The 21,918-nt window shown below is 72.9% G+C and carries 22 protein-coding genes; 11 read left to right on the forward strand and 11 right to left on the reverse strand.

Annotated features, from left to right (window positions below):
• Window positions 1-60 precede the first annotated feature (60 nt).
• Complete coding sequence (locus ACZ4EF_RS22980) at window positions 61-2,208, reverse strand: S9 family peptidase (protein WP_467506281.1); 2,148 nt, start codon at window positions 2,206-2,208, stop codon at window positions 61-63.
• 30 nt (window positions 2,209-2,238) lie between these two features.
• On the opposite strand from ACZ4EF_RS22980, the gene ACZ4EF_RS22985 reads away from it, so the two are divergent.
• From ACZ4EF_RS22985 to ACZ4EF_RS23015, 7 genes are all read left to right on the forward strand, one after another.
• Window positions 2,239-3,060 (forward strand): HipA family kinase, encoded by an 822-nt coding sequence (locus ACZ4EF_RS22985; protein WP_467506282.1) that lies wholly within the window; start codon window positions 2,239-2,241, stop codon window positions 3,058-3,060.
• Window positions 3,057-3,440 (forward strand): DUF3037 domain-containing protein, encoded by a 384-nt coding sequence (locus ACZ4EF_RS22990; RefSeq protein WP_467506283.1) that lies wholly within the window; start codon window positions 3,057-3,059, stop codon window positions 3,438-3,440. Before ACZ4EF_RS22985 ends, ACZ4EF_RS22990 begins: the two co-directional genes overlap by 4 nt.
• 165 nt (window positions 3,441-3,605) lie before the next feature.
• A complete protein-coding gene (gene fabG, locus ACZ4EF_RS22995; RefSeq protein ID WP_391051157.1) occupies window positions 3,606-4,367 on the forward strand; it encodes a 3-oxoacyl-ACP reductase FabG in 762 nt (253 codons plus the stop codon).
• 57 nt (window positions 4,368-4,424) lie between these two features.
• Window positions 4,425-5,183, forward strand: coding sequence for an SDR family oxidoreductase (locus ACZ4EF_RS23000; protein ID WP_391125567.1), 759 nt, complete (start codon window positions 4,425-4,427; stop codon window positions 5,181-5,183).
• A gap of 159 nt (window positions 5,184-5,342) precedes the next feature.
• The gene (locus tag ACZ4EF_RS23005) at window positions 5,343-6,308 is read left to right on the forward strand and encodes an aldo/keto reductase (RefSeq protein WP_467506284.1); all 966 of its coding nucleotides are present in this window, start codon (window positions 5,343-5,345) and stop codon (window positions 6,306-6,308) included.
• Between the two features lie 157 nt (window positions 6,309-6,465).
• Window positions 6,466-7,146, forward strand: a complete 681-nt coding sequence (gene ung, locus ACZ4EF_RS23010) for a uracil-DNA glycosylase (protein ID WP_355335794.1) — start codon at window positions 6,466-6,468, stop codon at window positions 7,144-7,146.
• Between the two features lie 27 nt (window positions 7,147-7,173).
• The gene (locus ACZ4EF_RS23015) at window positions 7,174-7,728 is read left to right on the forward strand and encodes a hypothetical protein (protein WP_467506285.1); all 555 of its coding nucleotides are present in this window, start codon (window positions 7,174-7,176) and stop codon (window positions 7,726-7,728) included.
• 166 nt (window positions 7,729-7,894) lie between these two features.
• On the opposite strand, the gene ACZ4EF_RS23020 is transcribed toward ACZ4EF_RS23015, so the two are convergent.
• Window positions 7,895-8,383 carry a hypothetical protein gene (locus tag ACZ4EF_RS23020; protein ID WP_401719838.1) on the reverse strand — a complete coding sequence of 163 codons (489 nt, stop codon included), beginning with the start codon at window positions 8,381-8,383 and terminating at the stop codon, window positions 7,895-7,897.
• Between the two features lie 206 nt (window positions 8,384-8,589).
• Between ACZ4EF_RS23020 and ACZ4EF_RS23025 the strand changes: the two genes are divergently transcribed.
• Entirely contained in the window at window positions 8,590-9,510 is a 921-nt protein-coding gene (locus ACZ4EF_RS23025) for a Gfo/Idh/MocA family protein (protein ID WP_467506286.1), read from the forward strand.
• Here the strand turns inward: ACZ4EF_RS23025 and lnt are convergent.
• From lnt to ACZ4EF_RS23040, 3 genes are all read right to left on the reverse strand, one after another.
• Window positions 9,482-11,008, reverse strand: coding sequence for an apolipoprotein N-acyltransferase (gene lnt / locus ACZ4EF_RS23030; protein WP_467506287.1), 1,527 nt, complete (start codon window positions 11,006-11,008; stop codon window positions 9,482-9,484). The two genes, ACZ4EF_RS23025 and lnt, sit on opposite strands and share 29 nt — an antisense overlap.
• 273 nt (window positions 11,009-11,281) lie before the next feature.
• Window positions 11,282-11,830 (reverse strand): DoxX family protein, encoded by a 549-nt coding sequence (locus ACZ4EF_RS23035; protein ID WP_467506288.1) that lies wholly within the window; start codon window positions 11,828-11,830, stop codon window positions 11,282-11,284.
• A 200-nt stretch (window positions 11,831-12,030) separates the two neighbouring features.
• On the reverse strand, window positions 12,031-12,627 hold the full coding sequence (locus ACZ4EF_RS23040; RefSeq protein WP_391051170.1) for a histidine phosphatase family protein: 597 nt from the start codon (window positions 12,625-12,627) through the stop codon (window positions 12,031-12,033).
• A 195-nt stretch (window positions 12,628-12,822) separates the two neighbouring features.
• On the opposite strand from ACZ4EF_RS23040, the gene ACZ4EF_RS23045 reads away from it, so the two are divergent.
• Both ACZ4EF_RS23045 and ACZ4EF_RS23050 read left to right on the forward strand, forming a co-directional pair.
• On the forward strand, window positions 12,823-14,259 hold the full coding sequence (locus tag ACZ4EF_RS23045; protein ID WP_467506289.1) for a dihydrolipoyl dehydrogenase family protein: 1,437 nt from the start codon (window positions 12,823-12,825) through the stop codon (window positions 14,257-14,259).
• 81 nt (window positions 14,260-14,340) lie between these two features.
• Complete coding sequence (locus tag ACZ4EF_RS23050; RefSeq protein WP_467506290.1) at window positions 14,341-14,598, forward strand: hypothetical protein; 258 nt, start codon at window positions 14,341-14,343, stop codon at window positions 14,596-14,598.
• A 49-nt stretch (window positions 14,599-14,647) separates the two neighbouring features.
• Here ACZ4EF_RS23050 and ACZ4EF_RS23055 read toward each other — a convergent pair whose 3' ends face one another.
• Window positions 14,648-15,355 carry an SDR family oxidoreductase gene (locus ACZ4EF_RS23055; protein ID WP_391162907.1) on the reverse strand — a complete coding sequence of 236 codons (708 nt, stop codon included), beginning with the start codon at window positions 15,353-15,355 and terminating at the stop codon, window positions 14,648-14,650.
• Between the two features lie 162 nt (window positions 15,356-15,517).
• Here ACZ4EF_RS23055 and ACZ4EF_RS23060 point away from each other — a divergent pair, with 162 nt between their 5' ends.
• The gene (locus ACZ4EF_RS23060; protein ID WP_391051178.1) at window positions 15,518-16,117 is read left to right on the forward strand and encodes a TetR/AcrR family transcriptional regulator; all 600 of its coding nucleotides are present in this window, start codon (window positions 15,518-15,520) and stop codon (window positions 16,115-16,117) included.
• Between the two features lie 217 nt (window positions 16,118-16,334).
• Here ACZ4EF_RS23060 and ACZ4EF_RS23065 read toward each other — a convergent pair whose 3' ends face one another.
• The 5 genes from ACZ4EF_RS23065 to ACZ4EF_RS23085 all read right to left on the reverse strand — a co-directional run bounded on the left by ACZ4EF_RS23065 (window position 16,335) and on the right by ACZ4EF_RS23085 (window position 21,841).
• Entirely contained in the window at window positions 16,335-16,844 is a 510-nt protein-coding gene (locus tag ACZ4EF_RS23065) for a beta-class carbonic anhydrase (protein ID WP_467506291.1), read from the reverse strand.
• Window positions 16,845-16,901: 57 nt separating this feature from the next.
• Window positions 16,902-18,032, reverse strand: coding sequence for an LLM class flavin-dependent oxidoreductase (locus tag ACZ4EF_RS23070; RefSeq protein WP_391051181.1), 1,131 nt, complete (start codon window positions 18,030-18,032; stop codon window positions 16,902-16,904).
• A gap of 98 nt (window positions 18,033-18,130) precedes the next feature.
• The gene (locus ACZ4EF_RS23075; RefSeq protein WP_391051183.1) at window positions 18,131-19,249 is read right to left on the reverse strand and encodes an LLM class flavin-dependent oxidoreductase; all 1,119 of its coding nucleotides are present in this window, start codon (window positions 19,247-19,249) and stop codon (window positions 18,131-18,133) included.
• Window positions 19,246-20,631: an NtaA/DmoA family FMN-dependent monooxygenase gene (locus ACZ4EF_RS23080; RefSeq protein ID WP_401719852.1), complete on the reverse strand. Its 1,386-nt coding sequence runs from the start codon at window positions 20,629-20,631 to the stop codon at window positions 19,246-19,248. The genes ACZ4EF_RS23075 and ACZ4EF_RS23080 overlap by 4 nt, the downstream gene beginning before the upstream one ends.
• Before the next feature lie 19 nt (window positions 20,632-20,650).
• Complete coding sequence (locus ACZ4EF_RS23085) at window positions 20,651-21,841, reverse strand: LLM class flavin-dependent oxidoreductase (RefSeq protein WP_467506330.1); 1,191 nt, start codon at window positions 21,839-21,841, stop codon at window positions 20,651-20,653.
• Window positions 21,842-21,918: the final 77 nt, after the last annotated feature.

Raw genomic sequence — 21,918 nt, forward strand, 5'->3', positions numbered from 1 at the left:
GTTCGTGGGGCCGGGCGGCGGAGGGACACCGCCCGGCAGCGTGGTGTCACGCGTGCTGTCTCATACGGGCGTCCGCTCCGGAACGTTCAACGCCGCACGCAAGAAGTTCACCTGGTGCCTCAGGAGTCCCTCCACCACCGTCTCGTCCGTCGGCGAGTGCGTGACGTTCGACAGCGGCAGCACCTGGTGCGGGCGGTGCGCCGCGAGCAGGGCCGCCGACATCCGCAGCGTGTGCGCCACCACCACGTTGTCGTCCGCCATGCCGTGCACCAGCAGCAGCGGGCGCCGCAGGTCCGCGGCCTCGCCGATCGGCGACGAGCGGTCGTACGCGGCGGGCTCCTCGTCCGGGTGGCCGAGGAAGCGCTCCCGCCAGTGCGTGTCGTACAGCCGCTGGTCGCTCGGCGCCGCGCCGCTGACCGCCGCGTGGAAGACCTCGGGCCGGCGGATCACCGCCGCGGTGGCCAGGGTGCCGCCGTACGACCAGCCGCGGATCCCGACCCGCCCGAGGTCGAGGTCGGGGCAGTGCTCGGCCGCCGCGCGCAGCGCCGTGACCTGGTCCTCGATCGGCGCGCTGAGCGAGTCGCCGCGCACGGTCTTCTCCCAGGCCGGGCCGCGCGCGGGTGTGCCGCGCCCGTCCGCGACGACCACCGCGAAGCCCTCCTCGGCGAACCACTGCGCCTCGTACATCGACCAGCCCCCGCCGCGCGTCACCAGCCGCATCGCGGGCCCGCCGTAGGAGGCGACCAGCACCGGCAGCGGCCTGCCGCCCGGCTCGTACCAGGACGGCAGCAGCAGCGCCGTACGGATCTCCCGCTCGCCGGCCCGCAGCCAGGTCACGCGCGGGGTCAGGACGGGCTCCGCTGCCAGGCAGCCGACCGCGGTCTCCTGACCGCCGTCGCGCAGCAGCGTCGTGCGGTGGCCGCGCTCGGTGCGGGAGTCGAGCAGCAGCGTGCCGCCCGCGCACAGGCCGGTGTGCACGCCGGGAGCGGAGCTGAGCCGTACGGGGCCGCGCTCGCGGTCGTACGACCACAGGTGCTCCTCGGTCGGCTCGTCGCAGGCGGTGAAGAGCACCGACTCGCCCGCCGCGCCGAGGACTTCGCGGACGTGCAGACCGTCCGGCGTCACCGGCTCGCCGCCGACCGTCAGCCGCCGGGACCCGCCGGTGTCCGCGGTGTGCACCAGCGCGCCGGACGCGGTCCTGGCGGGCGTGCCGGGGATCAGTTGCACCCACGCCGGGTCGCGCTGTTCGTGCAGCGGCCGTGTCCCGCCGCTGCCGGGGTCGGCGGCGAGCACCCGTACCGTCCGCTGGTCCCGGCTCTGGACCGCCAGCAGCGGGCCGTGCGCGTCCCAGTCCGCGCTCGTCAGATATTCGTACGCCGCGCGGTCCCAGCGGACCTCGGTGCGCCTCCCGTCCAGGCCCAGCACGTGCAGCGAGACGTCGGCGTTGGCCGTGCCCGCCGTCGGGTAGGGCACCGCGCGCGGCGGCTTGGCGGGATCGGCCGGGTCGGAGATCCACCAGCGTCGGACGCGGGCGGTGTCGACGCGGGCGGTCAGGACCGCGGCGCCGTCGGGCGACCACCAGTGGCCGCGGTACCGGTGCATCTCCTCCGCCGCCACGTGCTCGGCGAGCCCGTACGTCACGTCCGCGGTCTCCGGCGCGGCGAGCAGCAGATCGGCGCCGCCGTCGAGGGCTGCCACCCGCAGCGCGCCCTCCGTCACATACGCCACGCGCCGCCCGGCCGGGTCCGGCCGAGGGTCGACCACGGGCCCGGCGGTGGCGACCGGGCGCGCCGCGCCGCCGTCGGTCCGCACCGTCCACAAGGCGCCGTCCAGCGCGAAGACGACGGTGCGCGCGGCGGCGTCGGTGGCGTACGCGACGATGCCGCCGCTGCGTTCCCTCGTCCGCTCGCGCCTGACCAGCTCCGCCTCCGGCACCTCGCCCGGCGCGGCGCCGAGCGCGTCCGGATCGGCCAGCAGCCGCTCCTCGCCGTCCGCGAGCAGCCACAGACAGCTCGTACGGTCCTCGCCGCCGCGGGTGCGCAGGAAGAGCAGCCTCCCGCCGTCGGGGGAGAGGGTGAAGGAGCGGGGCACGCCGAGCGAGAAGCGCTGGGTGCGGGCGAGTTGGCGGGGCAGGCCGCCGGAAGGGGTACGGAGCGGGGGGCGCGCCGGGTCACGCGCGAGGTCAGGTGCCGGGTTATCGGTGTCCATGAGGGGACTCTGGCCCATTAGCCTGGAGCGATGTTGAGAGAAGTGACGGGCATCCGCTATGTGACGCCGCTGCGCGAGGGCGGCTCGGTGCCCGGTGTCGTCGAGGCCGACGATCTCGGTACGTACGTCGTGAAGTTCACCGGCGCGGCCCAGGGCCGCAAGGCGCTGATCGCCGAGGTGATCGCGGGCGAGCTGGCCAGGCGGCTGGGGCTGCGGGTGCCGGAGCTGGTGCGCTTCCACTTCGATCCGGCCATCGCGCCCGGCGAGCCCGACCAGGAGATCCAGGATCTGCTGAAGGCGAGCGGCGGGCTCAATCTCGGAATGGACTTCCTGCCCGGATCTCTCGGCTTCGATCCACTGGTCTTCCCCGTGGACACCGCGGAGGCGAGCCGCATCGTCTGGTTCGACGCGCTCATCGGCAACGTCGACAGATCGTGGCGGAATCCTAACATGCTGGTCTGGCACCGGGACTTGTGGCTCATCGACCACGGCGCCTCACTGATCTGGCACCACAACTGGCGTACGGCGCGCGCCGCTTCCGACAAGCCGTACAACGCCGCCGACCACGCGCTGTCCCGCTTCTCGCCCGATCCGGCCGCCGCGGCGGCCGAGTTGGGGCCACTCGTCACCGACGCGCTGCTCGCCGAGGTGACCGCGCTGGTCCCCGACGAGTGGCTGACCGACGAGCCGGCGTTCGACTCGCCCGACGACGTACGCCGCGCCTACCGCGAGCTGCTGCTGGCCCGCGCCGGGGACGTACACCTGCGGACCACGCTCGCGCCCCGGCAGGAGGAGAAACAGCCGCCGCCGGAGTGGCTGCGGACCTGGGTCGAGGGGAAGAACGCCCAGTGACCGGCCGGGACGTCTTCGAGTACGCGCTGGTGCGCGTGGTGCCGCGGATCGAGCGCGGCGAGATGATCAACGCGGGCGTGCTGGTGTACTGCCGCGCGCAGGGCTTCGTCGGGGCCCGTGTGCACCTGGACGAGGCCAGGCTGCGCTGCCTGGACGCGGAGGTGGACGTGCTCGGCGTGCGGGTGGCGCTGCGCGGCTACGAGGACATCTGCGAGGGCGGCGAGCGGGCGGGACAGGCGGCTGGGGACGACCCCGGACGCCGTTTCCGCTGGCTCACCGCGCCGCGCAGCACCATCGTGCAGCCGGGCCCGATCCACACCGGTCTCACCGCGGACGCGGGCTGGGAGGCGGACCGGCTGCTGGAGCTGTTGGTGCGCTGAGCCATCTCGTCAAAGCCGTGCCCTGAGCCACATCGGCCGTGGTGGCGTTGACACAGGGTCACGGCGCTCCTACGGTTTCGGCAACGGGACCTACTAAGCGGTCGCTCATGTGCCAGGCGTGGGCCGGGCACGGACGGCGCCGCACCACAGGGCTGAGGAGATCAGATGTCCACCACCGAGCAGCGCGTCGCGATCGTCACCGGTGCCGCGCGCGGAATCGGCGCCGCCACCGCGGTGCGCCTGGCCGCCGAGGGCCGCGCCGTCGCCGTACTCGACCTCGACGAGAGCGCCTGCAAGGACACCGTCGAGACGATCACCGCGGCGGGCGGCAGGGCCATCGCGGTCGGCGCCGACGTGTCCGACGAGGCGCAGGTCGAGGCGGCCGTCGCCAAGGTGGTCCAGGAGCTGGGCGCGCCGACGATCCTGGTGAACAACGCGGGCGTGCTCCGCGACAATCTGCTGTTCAAGATGAGCGCGTCCGACTGGGACACGGTCATGAACGTGCACCTGCGCGGCGCCTTCCTGATGACCCGCGCCGTCCAGAAGCACATGGTGGACGCCGCGTTCGGCCGCGTCGTCAACCTCTCCTCGTCCTCCGCGCTCGGCAACCGCGGCCAGGTCAACTACTCGGCCGCCAAGGCCGGTCTCCAGGGCTTCACCAAGACCCTCGCCTTCGAACTCGGCAAGTTCGGCGTCACCGCCAACGCCGTCGCGCCCGGCTTCATCGCCACCGACATGACCGCCGCCACCGCCGCGCGCGTCGGCATGGGCTTCGACGACTTCAAGGCCGCCGCCGCCACCCAGATCCCGGTCCAGCGGGTCGGCGTCCCCGACGACGTCGCGAACGCCATCGCCTTCTTCACCGGCGAGCAGGCCGGCTTCGTCTCCGGCCAGGTCCTGTACGTGGCCGGTGGCCCGCTCGACTGACGCGCGCCGCGCCGACCGAGTGACACCCCACAACCGACAGGCCGGAGGCCCCAGACCATGACCCAGCCCCCCGACAGCGGGCGCGTCGCCCTCGTCACCGGCGCCAGCCGGGGCATCGGCTACGGCATCGCCGAAGCCCTCGTCGCCCGCGGCGACCGGGTGTGCATCACCGGGCGCAACGAGGACGCGCTCAAGGAAGCCGTCGAGAAGCTCGGCGCCGACCGCGCCATCGGCGTCGCGGGCAAGGCCCACGACGAGGCGCACCAGGCCGTCGCCGTGGAACGCACCATGGAAGCGTTCGGCCGCGTCGACTACCTCGCCAACAACGCGGGCACCAACCCGGTCTACGGGCTGCTCGCCGACCTCGACCTCGGCGTCGCCCGCAAGGTGTACGAGACCAACGTCATCTCCGCGCTCGGCTTCGCCCAGCAGACGTGGAAGGCGTGGCAGAAGGAGAACGGCGGCGCGATCGTCAACGTCGCCTCCGTCGCGGGCCTCGCCCCCTCACCGCTCATCGGCGCCTACGGCATCAGCAAGGCCGCGATGATCAACCTCACGGTGCAGCTCGCCGCGGAGATGGCGCCCGGCGTCCGGGTCAACTCCGTCGCGCCCGCCGTGGTGAAGACGAAATTCGCCGCCGCGCTGTACGAGGGCCGGGAGGCGGAGGCCGCGGCCGCGTACCCGCTCAAACGGCTCGGTCTGCCCGAGGACATCGGCGGCGCCGCCGCCTTCCTGCTCTCCGACCAGGCGAGCTGGATCACCGGGCAGAATCTCGTCCTCGACGGCGGGCTCTTCCTCCAGGCGGGGGTCGCGTAGCGGCGGCCGTCCGAGGGGTCCGCGAGCCGGCCCGTACGAACGCGGCCCGGACGCGCGGGCTTGCCTTCGTCCGTACTCCAACGTGCACAGTCCTCGTGTGGGTGACCGCGACGGTCGCCCGCCGAGGACTTCCCACGTTACGGATTACGGAGACCGCACATGCGTTACCGCACACTCGCAGGAGGCGCGGGGCCCGAGGTCAGCGCCCTGTGCCTGGGCATCCTGCCGTTCGGCACGACCGTGGACGAAACCACGTCCTTCGCGATCCTGGACCGCTTCGCCGAGGCGGGCGGCACCTACGTCGACACCGCCAACAACTACTCGGTCTGGGCCCCCGGCGGCACCGGCGACGAGAGCGAACTGCTGCTCGGCCGCTGGCTGCACAGCCGCGGCGCCCGGGACCGTACCGTCGTCGCCACCAAGGTCGGGGCCCGGCCGCCCGTCGGATCGACCGCCGTGTGGCCCGACGCCTGGGAAGGGCTGTCGGCCAAGGTGATTGAGGCCGGGATCGAGGGCAGCCTGCGGCGGCTGGGCACCGACCACGTCGACGTGTACTACGCGCACGTCGAGGACCGCGACGTGCCGATGGCCGAGACCGTCCAGGCATTCGCGGACGTCGTGCGCGGCGGCAGCACCCGCGTCCTGGGATGCAGCAACCACGCCGCCTGGCGCGTCGGCGCGGCCCGGCAGTACGCCGCCGACCACGGGCTGCCCGGCTACACGTGCGTGCAGCAGCGCTACACCTACCTGTGGCCCGTGCCGGGCGGCGAGTGGGGCGCGCAGTGGTACGCCCGCGACGACATGCAGGACCTGGTCGCCTCGAACGACGACATGACGCTGATGGCGTACGGGCCGTTGATGAGCGGCGCGTACACCCGCGCCGACAAGGAACTGCTCGCGCAGTACGACCACCCCCTGTCGCACCGCAGGCTCGAAGTGCTGCGGGAGGTCGCGGCCGAGGCGGGCGCGACGCCCAACCAGGTCGTCCTGGCCTGGCAGATGGGCGGCGCGCTGCCGGTGGTTCCCGTGGTCGGGGTGAGCAGCCTCGCGCAGCTCGAAGAGGCCCTGGGCGCCGTGGAGTTGGACCTGGACCCGGAGCTGCGGGCCCGGCTGGACGCCGTCTGAGCGCGGCGGGCGGGTGAGGCCGCCGACGCCGATCGGCGAGCTGATCGGCGAGCCGGCCGGTGAGTTGGCCGGGAGGTGCGGGGATGTCAGTGGGTGGCGGTACGTTCTGGGGCAGTAGCAAACGGATCGATTGCCGGAGGTTCCTGACGTGCCCAGCATGCTGCCCGACTCCTGGGAGACCGTTCTCGGCGAGGAGTTGGACAAGCCGTACTTCCAGCAGCTCACCGAATTCGTCGAGGCCGAGCGGGAGGAGCACCGGATCTTCCCGCCGCGCGACGAGGTCTTCGCGGCGCTGGAGGCGACGCCGTTCGACCGCGTCAAGGTGCTGATCCTCGGTCAGGACCCGTACCACGGCGCGGGACAGGGGCACGGGCTGTGCTTCTCGGTGCGGCCCGGCGTGAAGACGCCGCCCTCGCTGCGGAACATCTTCAAGGAGATGAAGGAGGAGCTGGGCCACCCCATTCCGGACAACGGCTATCTGATGCCGTGGGCCGATCAAGGTGTCCTGCTGCTCAACGCGGTGCTCACGGTCCGCGAGGGCGAGGCCAACTCGCACAAGGGCAAGGGCTGGGAGAAGTTCACCGACGCGGTCATCAAGGCCGTGGCGGCCCGCCCCGACCCGGCCGTCTTCGTCCTGTGGGGGAACTACGCGAAGAAGAAGCTGCCGCTGATCGACACCGAGCGGCACGCCGTCGTCCAGGGCGCGCACCCCTCGCCGCTGTCGGCGAAGCTCTTCATGGGCAGCCGCCCCTTCACCCAGATCGACAAGGCCGTCGCCGACCAGGGGCACACCCCGATCGACTGGCGCATCCCCGATCTCGGGGCGTCCGCGAGTTAGCTTCGTGGGTGAGGCGAGGAGGCTCGGGTGGAGCGACGGGACGAGCCGGGTGGACCGGACGCGATCATGACCAGGATCGGACAGGTCGTGATGCTGCTGCACGCCGGGGACCGGGAGGAGGCCAGAACCCGGTTCGGCGCGCTGTGGGACGAGATCGGGGAGCGGGGCGACCCCCTGCACCGCTGCACGCTGGCGCACTACATGGCCGACACGCAGGACGACCCCGAGGACGAACTGGCCTGGGACCTGCGGGCGTTGCGGGCCGCCGACGCCGTCACGGCGCGCGGCGGCACCGAGCCCCGCGGGGGCCCCGACAGCCCCGGCGGCCCTGACAGCCCCGGCGGCCCTGACAGCCCCGGCCGCTCCACCGGCGCCGCGCAGATCCGCGGCTTCTACCCCTCGCTCCACCTCAATCTCGCCGCCTCCTACGCGAAGGTGGAAGAGGACCGGCTGGCCCGCAGCCACCTCGGCCTGGCCCGCAAGGCGTGCGACGCGCTCGCCGACGACGCGTACGGGGACGGGGTGCGGGCCGCCGTGGCCCGGATGGAGTTGCGGCTGCTGGGCTCCGACCAGCTTCCGTAGCCGTGAGCCGTGAGCCGTGAGCCGTGAGCCGTGAGCCGTGAGCCGTGAGCCGTGAGCCGTCAGGGGGCAGGGGGCAGGGGTCAGCGGTCCCCCGTCAGCCGTCAGCTGTCAGCCGTCACCCTTCGGCCGTCAGCCGACGCGAGCCGTGCCGCCCGTCCGGCCCGGCTCACCGGCCGTAGGACTGACGGCAGATCCGGGCCGCGTCCCCGTCCTTCGCCCAGCCGCCGTAGGTCTCGCCCAGCGCGCAGACGTCGGCGGCGCCGGGCAGCGCCGCTGCCGGTCCGCGCGGGAGGGACCTCGGCGGCGGCACCGAGCGGGAGCGCGGCACCGGCCGGTGCCGCGGCTCAGAGCCAGGCCGCGGCCCTTGACCCGCGGAGTACGGGGCCGCGCCCGGTCGGCCGCCCGGCCCACCGGCACCGCGCTCCGGCTCGGGCGAGGGCGTCCTGGAAGGGGCCGGATCCGGCTCGGCCGTCTCCAGCAGCACATGGTCGGGCCGCCGCACCAGCGGCCCGCCGTCCGGCGCCGCCACCCGCGGCGCGGCCCTGCCGGGCACGGGAGCGGGGACGGGGACGGGGGCCGGGGGAGCGGAGACGGTGGTGCACCCGGCCGCGGCGGAGGCCGCCACCAGGAACACGACCACGGGTAGGCGGCGCATTCCGACAACTGTGCCGAAACATGGCGGAGCCGGGTATGCCCCGCAGGGGTGAGCGGCCGGGCGGGGCGTACCGCGCGCTCACCCGTCCGGGGCTGGTCCGCCGCGGGGCCGCGCCGTACGCCCGCTCCCCGAAGGCCCCGGAAGCTTCCCCGAACCGTCCCCGTATGCTGCGGGGACACCGTGAGAAGGAACGACAGGAGCAGCGCATGGCATCCGGCAGCGCCCCACGGAAGATCGGCGTGATCGGGCTCGGTGACATCGCGCAGAAGGCGTATCTGCCGGTCCTCGCCTCGCAGCCGGACCTCGAACTGCACCTCCAGACCCGCACCCCGGCGACCCTCGACCGGATCGGCGACGCCTACCGGCTGCCGCACCGCCACACCTCACTGGACACGCTGCTCGACCAGGGCCTCGACGCCGCCTTCGTGCACGCGCCCACCGACCTCCACGTCGAGATCGCCGGACGGCTGATCGAAGCGGGCGTCCCCGTCTACGTCGACAAGCCGCTCGCCCGCGATCTGGACGGCGCACGGCAACTGGTGGCCCTCGCCGAGGAGCGCGGCGTCCCGCTCATGGCGGGCTTCAACCGCCGTTACGCGCCCGCCTACGCGCAGTGTCTCGACCACCCGCGCGACCTGATCCTCATGCAGAAGAACCGCGTCGGCCTCCCCGAAGAGGCTCGCGGGATGATCTTCGACGACTTCATCCACGTCGTCGACACCTTGCGCTTCCTGGCCCCCGGCACCGTCCGGGACGTCCACGTCTCCGCCAAGGTCCGTGCCGGCCTCGTCCACCACATCGTGCTGCACCTGTCGGGTGACGGCTTCACCGCGATCGGCTCCATGAACCGGATGAGCGGGTCCACCGAGGAGAGCCTGGACGTCAGCGGTGACGACACCCGCCGCCAGGTGCTGAATCTCGCCGAGGTCATCGACCACAAGGGCCAGCCGACGGTACGCCGCCGGGGCGACTGGGTGCCGGTGGCCCGGCAGCGCGGCATCGAGCAGATCACCCTGGCCTTCCTCGACGCCGTCCGCGCGGGCAAGCACCTCGACGCCCAGGACGCGCTGCGCACCCACGAGCTGTGCGAGCGGGTCGTCACCGAGGTCCGGGAGATGACCGCCTGACCAGCACCACGCGCCGGATCTCGTAGGCGGCGGCCAGCACGACCAGCAGCAGCGCCAGACGCGGCACCCAGTCGCCGAACCGGTCGTACGGGCTGCGGCCGGTGGCCAGCGGCACCGCGTAGACCCGCGCCGTGCTGCTGCTCTCGCTGATCCGCTGCCCGACCGGGTGGCCGTTGGCGTCGTAGACGGCGCTGATCCCGGTCAGGGTCGCGTGCACCATCGGCCGCCAGCTCTCCGCTGCCCGCAGTGCCGCGAGCGAGGCGTGCTGCGCGGGCGCCCACGACCCCTGGAACGACGACGTGGACGACTGCGCCACCAGCACCTGGGCGCCCTTGTCCGCGAGATTGCGGCTCATGTCGGCGAAGGCGGACTCGAAGCAGATCAGCGGCCCGATCCGTACCGTCCCGGTGTCCATCACGACCTGGTGGTCGCCGCGCTGCCGGTCCTCACCCGCGGCCTTGCCGACCGAGGTGGCCCAGCCGAGCAGCGACCGGAAGGGGATGTACTCGCCGAACGGCACCAGCCGCATCTTGTCGTACGTGGGTCCGGTGACGCCGTCCGGGCCGATCAGCACCGACGTCTTGGAGATGCCGGTGCCGTCCGCGCGCTCCGCGTCCACATTGACCAGGATGTCGGCGCCGACCTGCTGGGAGAGGGCCGCCAGCTCCTCCGCCAGCTGGGGCCGGGAGGTGAGGTCGAAGCCGACGCTGCTCTCGCCCCAGACCACGAGATCCGGGTGGCTGCCCACCAGGCCGCGGGTGAGCGCCACCTGCCGGTCGATCCGGGCCTCGGGCCCCACGACGACGCCCGGCTGGACGACCGCGACCCGCACGGCGCCGGACCGCTGCGGGTGCGGCGCCCACAGCCACACCATGCCGGTCAGCACGGCGGCCGTTGCCAGCGCGGTCGCCGCGGGCCTGCGGACGGCGGGCACCGCGACGAGCGCGGTCAGCGCGGTGTTGACGAGCACCACCAGGAGGCTGACCAGCCACACCCCGCCGACGGAGGCCAGCCGCAGCGCGGGCCGCACCTGCCACTGGCTGGCGCCCAGCAGTCCCCAGGGGCCGCCGAGATACTGCCAGGAGCGCACCAGCTCCACCATCAGCCAGCCGCACGGCACCAGCACCATCGCCGCCGCGGCCCGCCGCGACCCGGTGCCCTCACCGAGCAGCCTGTGCACCAGCCAGCCCCACGGCGCCCACAGCGCGCCCAGCAGCAGGGCGAGCACGACGATGAACACGTTCAGACTCGCGAAGAGCCAGTGGTGCACCGCCAGCATGAAGCCCGCGCCGCCCAGCCAGCCGTCCAGCGCCGCCCGCCGCGCACTGCCCGCGGAGCGCACCAGCAGCATCCACGGCACCAGCGCCACGTACGCCAGCCACCACAGCGACGGCGCGGGGAAGGCGAGCGCCGGGAGCGCCCCGGCGGCGGCGGCGCCCAGCCCGCGCGCCCACGGCGAGGACAGCCGTGACCGCTGCTCCTGCGCCGTCACCGTCATGCGTGCTCCCTCGCCGCCGTTCACTGTCGCTCTGTTCCGCCCTGTTCCGTCCGCACGCCGCCATCCGCGCCGAATCCGCTCCGGCGTTCCTGGCTCCGGCCTACCCTGCGCGGATGGCGGCATGCGGACGACGGCGTGTCGTCCGCATGCCGCCATCCCCATGCCGCCGTGTCCCTGCCGCCGCCCGCGCGTCGCCGCGCACCCCGCCGGTGGCCGCCGCGCGTGCCGCTGCCCCGGTCGGTACGGCGTTCCCCGCACCGGTCCGCGGGCGGCTCAGCCGTCCTGGTCCTCCAGCACGGCGAGATCCTCGGGCGCGGGACCGTTGCCGACGGCGCGGCGGCGTACGACCGCGAAAGCGGCGGCTGCCGAGCCGGTGAAGGCGGCGGCCACCACCCACGGGCGGTTCAGGACATGGCCGGTCAGATGGTCCAGAGAGTAGCGGCCGGGTCCCGTGACACCCAAAGCGGCGGCGCAGAAGCCGAGGAAGGCGGGGTACTCGTAGCCGCCGGACGTGTTGAAGAAACCGGCGGGGGCGTGGACGGAGACCGCGCCCGCCATGGCGCCGGCCGCCGCCGCGCCCGCGGCCGGGGTGGCGATCCCCAGGGCCAGCAGCAGCCCGCCGCCCGCCTCGCCGAGCCCGGCCGCGACGGCGCTCGCCCGCTCCGGCTTGAAGCCCATCTGCTCCATGGCCGCCGAGGTGCCGTCGATCCCGCCGCCGCCGAACCAGCCGAAGAGCTTCTGCGCGCCGTGCGCGAAGAGCACCCCGCCGGTCCCCGCGCGCAACGCCAGCAGTCCGATGTCCTTGCGGTGCGCGAGTGCCATGACCGGGTCCTCTCCTGGTGCCGGGCCCCGGTCCCGGTCCGACTCCGGACCGCCGGGCTGCTCCCAGTCTTCGCGGACCCCACCGGATGCCGCCGCTCCTGGCGGTCCGTCCGGGCTACACGGCTGACACGGGCTACACGGCTGACACCGGCCTCGCGGCTCGTCCGGAGGCCACCGCCGTCGCAGACGTCACCGCGCGCTCAGGGCAGCCGGTTCCACGCGGTCAGCACATGGCGGCCGTGTTCCAGGCCGAGTCGGCTGACGGTGCCGGTGGCGAGCTGGAACAGGGCGCCGTCGGCCGGGGGCAGCCCCAGCCTGCGGGCGGTCAGCACCCGAAGGAAGTGGGCGTGCGCGACCAGCACCACATCGCCGCCGTCGCTGTTGGTGAACGCCGCGTCGGCGAGGGCCAGCACCCGGTCGGCCCGCTCGCCGACCTGTTCCGCCGTTTCCCCCGGATGGCCCTCGGGGCCCTCGGGGACCCCGTCGGTCCACAGATCCCAGGAGGGACGGGTGCGGTGGATGTCACGGGTGGTGACGCCCTCGTAGCCGCCGTAGTCCCACTCGCACAGGTGGGCGTCGACCCGTGTGCGCTCGAGCCCGGCCAGCTTCGCGGTGTCCCGCGCGCGCCGCATCGGGCTGGTGATCACGGTGGAGATGTGCCTGCTGGCCAGCATCGGAGCCAGCGTCCTGGCCTGCTCCTCGCCGTTCGGGGTGAGGGGCAGATCGGTGTAGCTGGTGTGCTGGCCGGTCAGCGTCCACTCGGTCTCGCCGTGACGGATCAGTACCAGTTCGCCCATCGGTACACCTCCCGCGGCGCCCCTCGGCGCCCCGAAGTGATCATACGTCCGCCCGGTCCCGTCAGTAGGATGACGGCCTGGCCACCCCTCTCCGCGCGCGACCCGGATGTGTGAACACCGACATGTGAGTACAGATGTGTGTGCACAGACGTGTGCACACCACCGCGTGATTCAGACAGCAGCCCAGGAGCCGGTATGAACGACGCTGCCCGTACCTACGACGTGATCGTCATCGGAGCCGGACCGGTCGGTGAGAATCTCGCCGACCGCACGCAGGCCGCAGGGCTCAGCACGGTCGTCGTGGAGAGCGAGCTGGTCGGCGGCGAGTGCTCCTACTGGGCGTGCATGCCGAGCAAGGCACTGCTGCGCCCGGTGGTCGCCCGCGCCGACGCGAGCCGGCTGCCGGGGCTGGCCCGCGCGGTCGCGGGACCGCTGGACGCCGCTGACGTCCTCGCCCGCCGCGACGAGTTCACCTCGCACTGGAAGGACGACGGCCAGGTGGGCTGGCTGGAGTCGGTCGGCGTCGATCTCGTACGCGGCCAGGGCCGCCTGGACGGTCCCAAGCAGGTCGCGGTGCTGACGCCGGAGGGCGAGACCGTACGGCTGACCGCGCGGCACGCCGTCGCCGTCTGCACCGGCACCTCCGCCGCGCTGCCCAAGCTGCCGGGCATCGCCGACATCAACCCGTGGACCAGCCGTGAGGCGACCAGCGCCAAGGAGGTCCCCGCCCGCCTGGTCGTGGTCGGCGGCGGTGTGGTGGCCGTCGAGATGGCCACCGCCTGGCAGGCGCTCGGCTCGCGGGTGACCATGCTCGTGCGCGGCGACCGCCTGCTGGAGCGCATGGAGCCCTTCGTCGGCGAATTGGTCACCGAGGGCCTGCGCGAGGCGGGCGTGGAGGTGCACTTCGGTACGAACGTGCCGATCGTCGAGCGCGACGGCGCGGACGGCGAGGTACGGGTCGGCCTGGAGGGCGGCCAGCGGGTCGTCGCCGACGAGATCCTCTTCGCCACCGGCCGCTCGCCGCGCACCGGCGACCTCGGGCTGGAGACGGTCGGCCTGCGCCCCGGGGACTGGCTGGGCGTGGACGTCACCTGCCGGGTCACCGGTGTGCCGGACGGCTGGCTCTACGCGGCGGGCGACGTCAACCACCGCGCGCTCCTCACCCACCAGGGCAAGTACCAGGCCAGGATCGTCGGGGCCGTGATCGCCGCCCGCGCCAAGGGCGAGCCGGTCGACGACGCGCCCTGGGGCCCGCACGCCGCGACCGCCGACGACGCCGCCGTGCCGCAGGTGGTCTTCACCGACCCCGAGGCGGCCTCCGTGGGCCTCACGGCGAGCGAGGCGGAGCGCGCCGGACACCGGACCAAGGTCGTGGACTACGACCTCGGCCAGGTCGCGGGCGCCTCCCTCTACGCCGACGGCTACCGCGGCAGGGCCCGCATGGTCGTGGACCTCGACCGAGGCATCCTGCTCGGCGTCACCTTCGTCGGCCCCGGCGTCGGCGAACTCCTGCACTCCGCGACGGTCGCCGTCGCGGGCGAGGTGCCCATCGAGCGGCTGTGGCACGCGGTCCCGGCGTACCCGACGATCAGTGAGGTGTGGCTGCGCCTGCTGGAGGAGTACCGGGGCTGACCGCGGTCATGGCCGCGGCGGATGTGCCCTGACGTTTGTCAGGAGCGGCGCGGACGGGGGCCTTCCTAATGGTGTGCCACCGTGACGGCCGTCGACCCCGGCTCGTATCTGGCCTCGCACCACGGGCCGAGCTACGGCTCCGGTCAGACCGGGCGGCGCTACTACAACGGCGAGGAGAGGGAACTCGCCTGCTGGACGACCGGCGAGGGCGACGCCGACGGGCACGGCGGCCACTACTGGTTCACGCTCGACTTCGACGGCGACAGCGGCTACGTCAACGACTGGTATCTGACGACCGGTTCCGCCGCCCAGTGGCAGCCGCACGTCCCGCACTGCTGACTGACGCATCCTCAGAAGCGTTCAGCGTTCAGCGTTCAGCGTTCAGCGTTCAGCGCGCGGCGAGTTCGGCGTAGAGAGCCGAAGGGTCGGCGGCGAGGCCGGCCTTGACCTGACGGCTGGTGTCGTCGGCCAGCACCTCGTACAGCCCGGCCTCGACGCCGTCGAGCGCGATGCGGGCGATCTTGGCGGGGTCCGACTTGGGGGCGTCGACGCGCGCGGCCATGTCGGTGTCCATGTAGCCGACGTGCAGGCCGGTGACGAGGGTGCCCTGGCCGTGCAGCGCCAGGCGGGTGGCGTTGGTCAGGGACCACTCGGCGGACTTGGCGGCCGAGTAGACGGCGCTGCCCGGCGTGGTGAACCAGGACAGGGCCGACAGCACGTTGAGCACCGCGCCGCCGCCGTTGCGGGCCAGGATCGGCGCGAAGGCGCGGCTGACGGCGAGCGTGCCGAAGACGTGGGTCTCGAACTCGTTCCGGACGACGTCCATCTCGCTGGTGAGCAGGTCCACCCCGTTCGACGCGCCCGCGTTGTTGATCAGCAGGGTGACGTCACCGGCCGCCTCGGCCGCCGCCCGTACCGACTCGGGGTCGGTGATGTCCAGCGCGAGCGGTACGGCGCCCGGGACGGTGACCGAGGCCGGGTTGCGGGCGGCGGCGTAGACCTTGGCCGCGCCCCCGTCGAGCAGGGCCTGGACGAACTTCTCGCCGAGGCCGCGGTTGCCTCCGGTGACGAGGGCGACGGCGCCGTTGATCTGCATGGGAGTGCCTTTCGGGAGGAGAGCGGTCCGTGGCCGGTACGCGCGCGGCCCGGGGGGTCGCGTGCGGTCCGCACGGATGCGGCCGGCCATGGAAACCGATCGGTTTCCACCACCGTATACCGATCGGTTTCCGATGCCAAGCGGGAGCGGTAACCTCGGGGTATGACCACGACACAGAAGTCCGGCGCTACGGAGAAGTCCGGCACGCGCGACCGCCTGCTCGACGCCGCGGCCGGGCTCTTCTACCGGGAAGGCGTCGGCACCGGCATCGACGCGCTGTGCAAGGCCGCCGGGGTGTCCAAGCGCTCGATGTACCAGCTCTTCGCGAGCAAGGACGAGGTGCTGGCCGCCGCGCTCGACCGGCAGGGGCCGCCCGTCGAGGCCCGGCTGCTGCCGCCGCCCGGCGCGCCCGCGGCGCCGCGCGACCGCGTCCTGTACGTCTTCGAGCGGCTGGAGGAGACCGCCGCCTCGGCCGACTACCGCGGCTGCCCCTTCCTCGCCACGCAGGTCGAGCTGAAGGACCCGGAGCACCCGGCGAGCGTCGTGGCCCGCCGCAACAAGCAGGTGCTCACCGACTTCTTCCGCGCGGAGGCCGCGCGCGGCGGGGCCGCCGACCCCGCACTGCTGGCCCGCCAGCTCACCCTGGTCTTCGACGGCGCCAGCGCCCGCGCCGGGATCAAGGCGGAGGTCCTGGACGGCCTGGCGCTGAGCACGGCCGTCGCCGTCCTGGACGCGGCGGGCCTGACGGCTCCTCGGGCCTGACGGCTCCTCGGGCCTGACGGTGCGGAGGGTCTGACAGCGCGGCGGATCACGAACGGCCCCTTCGGCAGCTGGCACGCACGGCCGCCGCGTTGCCGGGATGCCCGAGTAGCTCTGCTACTAGGGCATCCCGGTGCGTTGCGCTCAGCGGGTCCCCCCGGACGGAGTCCGGGGGAGGACCGGGCACCGCCTGGACCGCCCATGATCCGCCGGACAGGCGCTAGTCGGGCAGTGCCACCTCCGCGAGCCTGCCGCTCGCCACGTCGAACACGAAGCCGCGCACCGCGTCGGTGTGCGGGATGAACGGGCTGTTCCTGATCCGGGCCGCGGACTGGCGGACGTCGGTCTCCAGATCGGTGAACGCCTCGGCCGCCCACGGCGGTTTGATGCCCGTCTCCTCGCGGATCGACTCGCGGAAGGCGTCGTCGCCGAAGGTGAGCATGCCGCAGTCGGTGTGGTGGATGAGCACGATCTCCCGTGTGCCCAGCAGCCGCTGACTGATCGCCAGCGAACGGATCGCGTCGTCGGTGGCCACCCCGCCCGCGTTGCGGATCACATGCGAGTCGCCCTCGGCGAGACCGAGCGCCCCGTACACATTGAGCCGGGCGTCCATGCACGCCAGAACCGCCGTGTGCCGGGCGGGCGGCAGCGGCAGCGGACCCTCGAAGGCCGCCGCGTACGCCGTGTTGTTCTCCAGATAGCCGTCGGTGGCACTGGGGTGGTCGGTCATGGGAGCCTCCTGGTCGCGCTGAGCGGTGACGTCATGCGTGACGTCATACGGGTGAGGTCATGCGGTCCGCCGCCAGGCGTCCGCCAGCAACTCGTGGGAACGGACCCGGTCCCGGTGGTCGTGGGTGATGGTGGTGACCAGCAACTCATCGGCGCCCGTGGCCTGTTGGAGCACCCGCAGCCGGTCCGCGACACTTTCGGGTGTGCCGGTGAACTGGGTGCGCACCCGGTCCTCGACCAGCGCCCGCTCGTCCGCCGTCCACGAGTGGACCGCGGCCTCCTCCGGACTCGGGAAGGGGATCGCGCCCTGACCCGAGCGGATGCTGTGCACCCACAGCGCGTACGGCGACGCCAAGTGCCGCGCGGTGGCGTCGTCCTCGGCGACCACGACATCGGCCGAGACCAGCACATGCGGCTCGTCGAGCGTGGCGGAGGGCACGAACGCCTTGCGGTACGCGTCCACCGCTTCGAGGACGGCGGCCGGACTCACGTGGTAATTCGCTGCGAAGGGCAGGCCGAGCGCGCCCGCCGCCTGCGCGCTCGCCCCGCCGCTGCTGCCCAGCACCCACACCTGGAGATCGGCGCCCTCGCCGGGCACCGCGTGCGCGTCGAGTCCCTCCGGGGTCCGGTAGTCCCCGCGCAGCAGCCCGAGGATCTGGTCGAGCTGGTCGCGGTACTCGGGCAGTTCGGCCCCCGGGTACTGCACGAGCTGCGTGTAGCGGGTCAGCAGCGGAGAGCCGATCAGCCGGCTGAAGTCGTACGGCGCGGGGATCAGCAGCCCCTCCGGTGTGTACCGGGCCTCGGTGCGGCGCGGCGCCGGGGGAGCGGCGGGCGCGCCGCCGGACGCGGACGGCTTACGGAATCCGGTACGGCCGAGGCCCAGGTCGATCCGGCCCGGGTACAGCGCGTCGAGCAGCCCGAACTCCTCGACCACAGACAGCGGTGTGCGGTGCCCGAGCTGCACCGCGCCCGCGCCCACCCGGATTCGTGCGGTCGCCGCCGCCACGAGCTGGATCACCAGCGCGGGCGACACCCCGGCGACCCCGGTCGTCAGATGGTGCTCGGCCAGCCAGTAGCGCGCGTATCCGGCGGCCTCCGCGCGCTGTGCCAGGTCCACGGTGTTGCGCAGCGCCTGCGCGGCGGTGGAGCCCGAACTGATCGGCGACAGGTCGAGAATCGACAGCGGCACCGACGCCGAGTTCGAAGAAGCCGAGGCGGAAGGGTCCGGGGAACTCGAAGGGTCCGACGGACGTGAGGGGTTCGATGAGCCGGAAGCTGCGGGAACGCTCATGCGGCGTCGCCCTCCTTTGCGATGGTGCCTGCGCCGACGGTGTCCTTACGCGGAGAGGCCGTGTTCACCGGCCCCCAGTCCCACGGCGGATCGGGTATCTCCGCGCGGAGCACGGGCGCGACCTCGGACTGGAAACGCTCCAGCGACGTACGGTGCTCGGCCTCGCCGAGCCCGCTCGCGTCCGCGTGCAGATGCAGCACGGTGTGCCCGAACTCCTCGTGATAGCGGTGCACTTTCTCGATCACCTGCTGCGGGCTGCCGATCAGCGCCGAACTGCGCTCCACGAAGTCCTCCAGCGTCCCGAAGACCACCGGCAGGCCCACCTCCTTCTGGAACGCCAGATTGCTCTCGAAGATCGGCCGGTAGACCTCCAGCGCCTCCTGCGAGGTGCGGGCCACGTACAGCCCCGCGGAACCCGCGCCCACCGCGATGTCCGCCGGATCGTGCCCGTAGTGCTCCCAGCGCTCCCGGTAGTAGCGGATCAACTCGGCATACGGCTCGATGGGGTTGGTGACATTCGCCGAGAACAGCGGATCGCCGTAGCGGGCGGCGAGGTCCACGGACTCCTTGCTGGTCGCGCTGCCGTGCCAGACCCGGATCGGCCGCTGGTACGGCCGCGGCCAGACCTCCGCGTCCTTCAGCTCGGGGCGGAAGCGGGTCCGCGCGGTCACCTTGTCCTGCCGCCAGATCTGCCGGAACACCTCGTAGCTCTCGGCGTTGCGGTCCCACTGGTCCTCGGGTGTGACGTGGAACAGCTCGCGCTGCGCCGTGCCGTTGCCCTTGCCGATGATCAGGTCCAGGCGGCCTTCGGAGAGATGGTCGAGCGTCGCGTAGTCCTCGTACGCCCTGACCGGGTCCAGCAGGCTCAGCGTGGTGACCGCGGTGAAGAGCCGGATGCGCCGGGTGATCGCCGCGACATGGCTGAGCACCACCGTCGGCGAGGAGGAGATGAACGGCCGCTCGTGCCGCTCTCCCACCCCGAACCCGTCGAAGCCCAACTCCTCGGCGAGCACCGCGTTGTCGAGGACTTCCCTGAAGCGCTCATGAGTGGACTTCAGGACGCCGGTGACCGGGTCGGGCCGGTGCACGATCAGCGTGATGGCGAGGAACTTCATGCCACCGACTCCCGTACGTCCGCGATGTCGCCCCCGGCGTCCGGGTGGGCCAGGCCGAGGTGGTCCCGCAGCGTGCCGCCCTCGTACTCGGTACGGAACACACCGCGTTCCTGGAGCAGCGGCACGACGGTGTCGGCGAAGACGTCGAGACCGCCGGGGGTGATGTGCGGGACGAGGATGAAACCGTCGCTCGCGTCGGCCTGCACAAAGGAGTTGATGGTCTCCGCGACCGTCGTGGGGGAGCCGACGAACGACTGGCGGTTGCCGGTCTCGATGACCAGGTCGCGGATGGACCACTTGTTGGCCGCCGCCAGCTCCCGCCACTCGCGGGCGGTCGCCAACGGGTCGCGGTACATACGGACTTGAGCCCGGCCGCGGGCGATGGTGTGCTCGCCGAGATCCGGGTCGATCTCGGGCAGCGGGCCCTCCGGGTCGTACCCGGACAGGTCGCGGTTCCAGACGAATTCCAGGTGCTTGATCGCGGTGGCACCGCTGACCTGCGCGCGGCGCACCTCGCGGGACAGCTCCTCCGCCTCGGCGTCGGTGTCGCCGAGCACGAAGGTGGCGGCGGGCAGGATCAGCAACTGGTCCGCCCTGCGACCGTGCCGGGCCAGGCGCCCCTTGACGTCCGTGTAGAACGCCCGCCCCTCCTTGAGAGTGCTGTACCGGCTGAAGATCGCGTCCGCGCTCGACGCGGCGAATTCGCGTCCCTCTTCCGAGTCCCCCGCCTGGAAGATCACCGGGCGGCCCTGCGGGCTGCGCGGGACGTTGAACTGCCCCTGGATGTCGAAGTGCTGGCCCTTGTGGACGAACGCCCCGGCCCGCGCGTCCCGCAGGAACGTCCCGGTCTCCCGGTCGGCGACGATCTCGTCGCCGTGCCAGGAGTCGAACAGCTCATTGGCGGTGGCCAGGAACTCCCGCGCCCTGGAGTACCGCTCGTCCTGCGGAAGGAAGCCGCCGCGCCGGAAGTTCTCGCCCGTGAAGGCGTCCCAGGAGGTGACGACGTTCCACGCGGCGCGGCCCGCGGACAGGTGATCGAGGCTGGCGAACTGCCGGGCCACCTCGTACGGCTCGTTGAACGTCGAGTTGATCGTGCCGGTCAGGCCGATCCGCTCGGTCACCGCGGCCAGCGCGGCGAGCACGGTGAAGGTGTCCGGGCGGCCGACGACGTCCAAGTCGTAGATATGGCCGCCCTGTTCACGCAGCCGCAGGCCCTCGGCGAGGAAGAGGAAATCGAACTTGGCCCGCTCCGCGGTGCGCGCGAAGTGGGCGAAGGAGCTGAACTCGATGTGGCTGCCCGCGGCCGGGTCGCTCCACACGGTGGTGTTGTTGACGCCGGGGAAGTGGGCCGCGAGATGGATCTGCTTCAGGGGCTTGCTCATGACGGTCGGATCCTCCGGCTCAGGCGCTGGTGGTGGCGTAACGGTTCGCGGGGCGCGCGAGCCCCAGCAGGCCGCGGAGCGTGCCGGCCTCGTACGCGCGCCGGAAGGCGCCGCGCGCCTGCAACTCGGGTACCAGGCCGCGGGTGATCGCGGGCAGGTCGTGGCCGAGCGCCGCCGGCCGCAGCCGGTAACCGGTCAGCCCGGCGTCCTGCCACTCCAGCAGCAGGTCGGCCAGTTCGGCGGGCGTCCCGGCGAAGACGGTCGCGTCGCTGGTGTACGGCTGGTCGAGCAGCGCGTCCAGCCGGTCCCTGCGGGCCTCGGCCGCCGCGCGGTCGGTGTCGAGGAAGACCACCAGATCGCCGAAGACATGGACCGGTTCGGCCTCCCGGCCCGCGGCCCGCTGCTCGGCGCGGATCTCCGCGACGATCGCCGCCGCCTGCCCCGCGTCGTGCGGGGTCACATAGCCGACGTCCGCGGCGCGCCCCACCAGCCGGTACGGCACGGTCGCGTGCGCGAGCGCGGTCACCGGCGGCTGGCCCTGCGGCGGGCGCGGTGTGATCGAGGGGCCCTTGACGCCGAAGTGGCGGCCCTGGAAGTCGATGTAATGGAGCTTGTCGCGGTCCACGAAACGGCCGGTGGCCACGTCCCGGATCTCCGCGTCGTCCTCCCAGCTATCCCACAGCCGCCGCAGCACCTCGACGTAGTCCGCGGCCTCGTCGAAGAGGTCGGTGACCAGGTCCTGGACGTGCGGCTGGTCGTACTCCTCGATGCGGAACGGCGGGAATTCGCGGCGGCCGAAGTGCGCGGCCTCGTGCTGTCGGGCGGAGATCTGGATGCGCAGCCCGGCCCGGCCGCCGCTCACGTAGTCCAGGGTGGCGATGGCCTTGGACAGGTGGAACGGCTCGGTGTGCGTGGCGATCAGGGTCGGCACCAGACCGATGTGGCTGGTCAGCGGGGCGACCCTGGCCGCGATGAGCACGGCGTCCAGCCGGCCGCGCACCTGGTCGGTGCGCTCGTCGGGGTCGCCGTACCCGGTCGACTGGAGCCCGAGGGAGTCCTCGATGGTGACGAAGTCCAGCAGGCCGCGCTCGGCCTCGGTCACGGCGTCCGCCCAGTAGGCGGCGTCGAACAGTTCGCCGGGTCGCGCGTCCGGCTCCCGCCACGCGGCCGGGTGCCAGCCCGCGCCGTCCAGGGCGACCGCGAGGTGCAGCGGCGGACGGGCGGCGGACGCCGACGGAACGGACGAAGGTGATGAAGCGGGCTCGGGGGAGGCGGAGGAGGACAGGG

This window comes from Streptomyces sp. NPDC025721 (genome assembly GCF_055558595.1).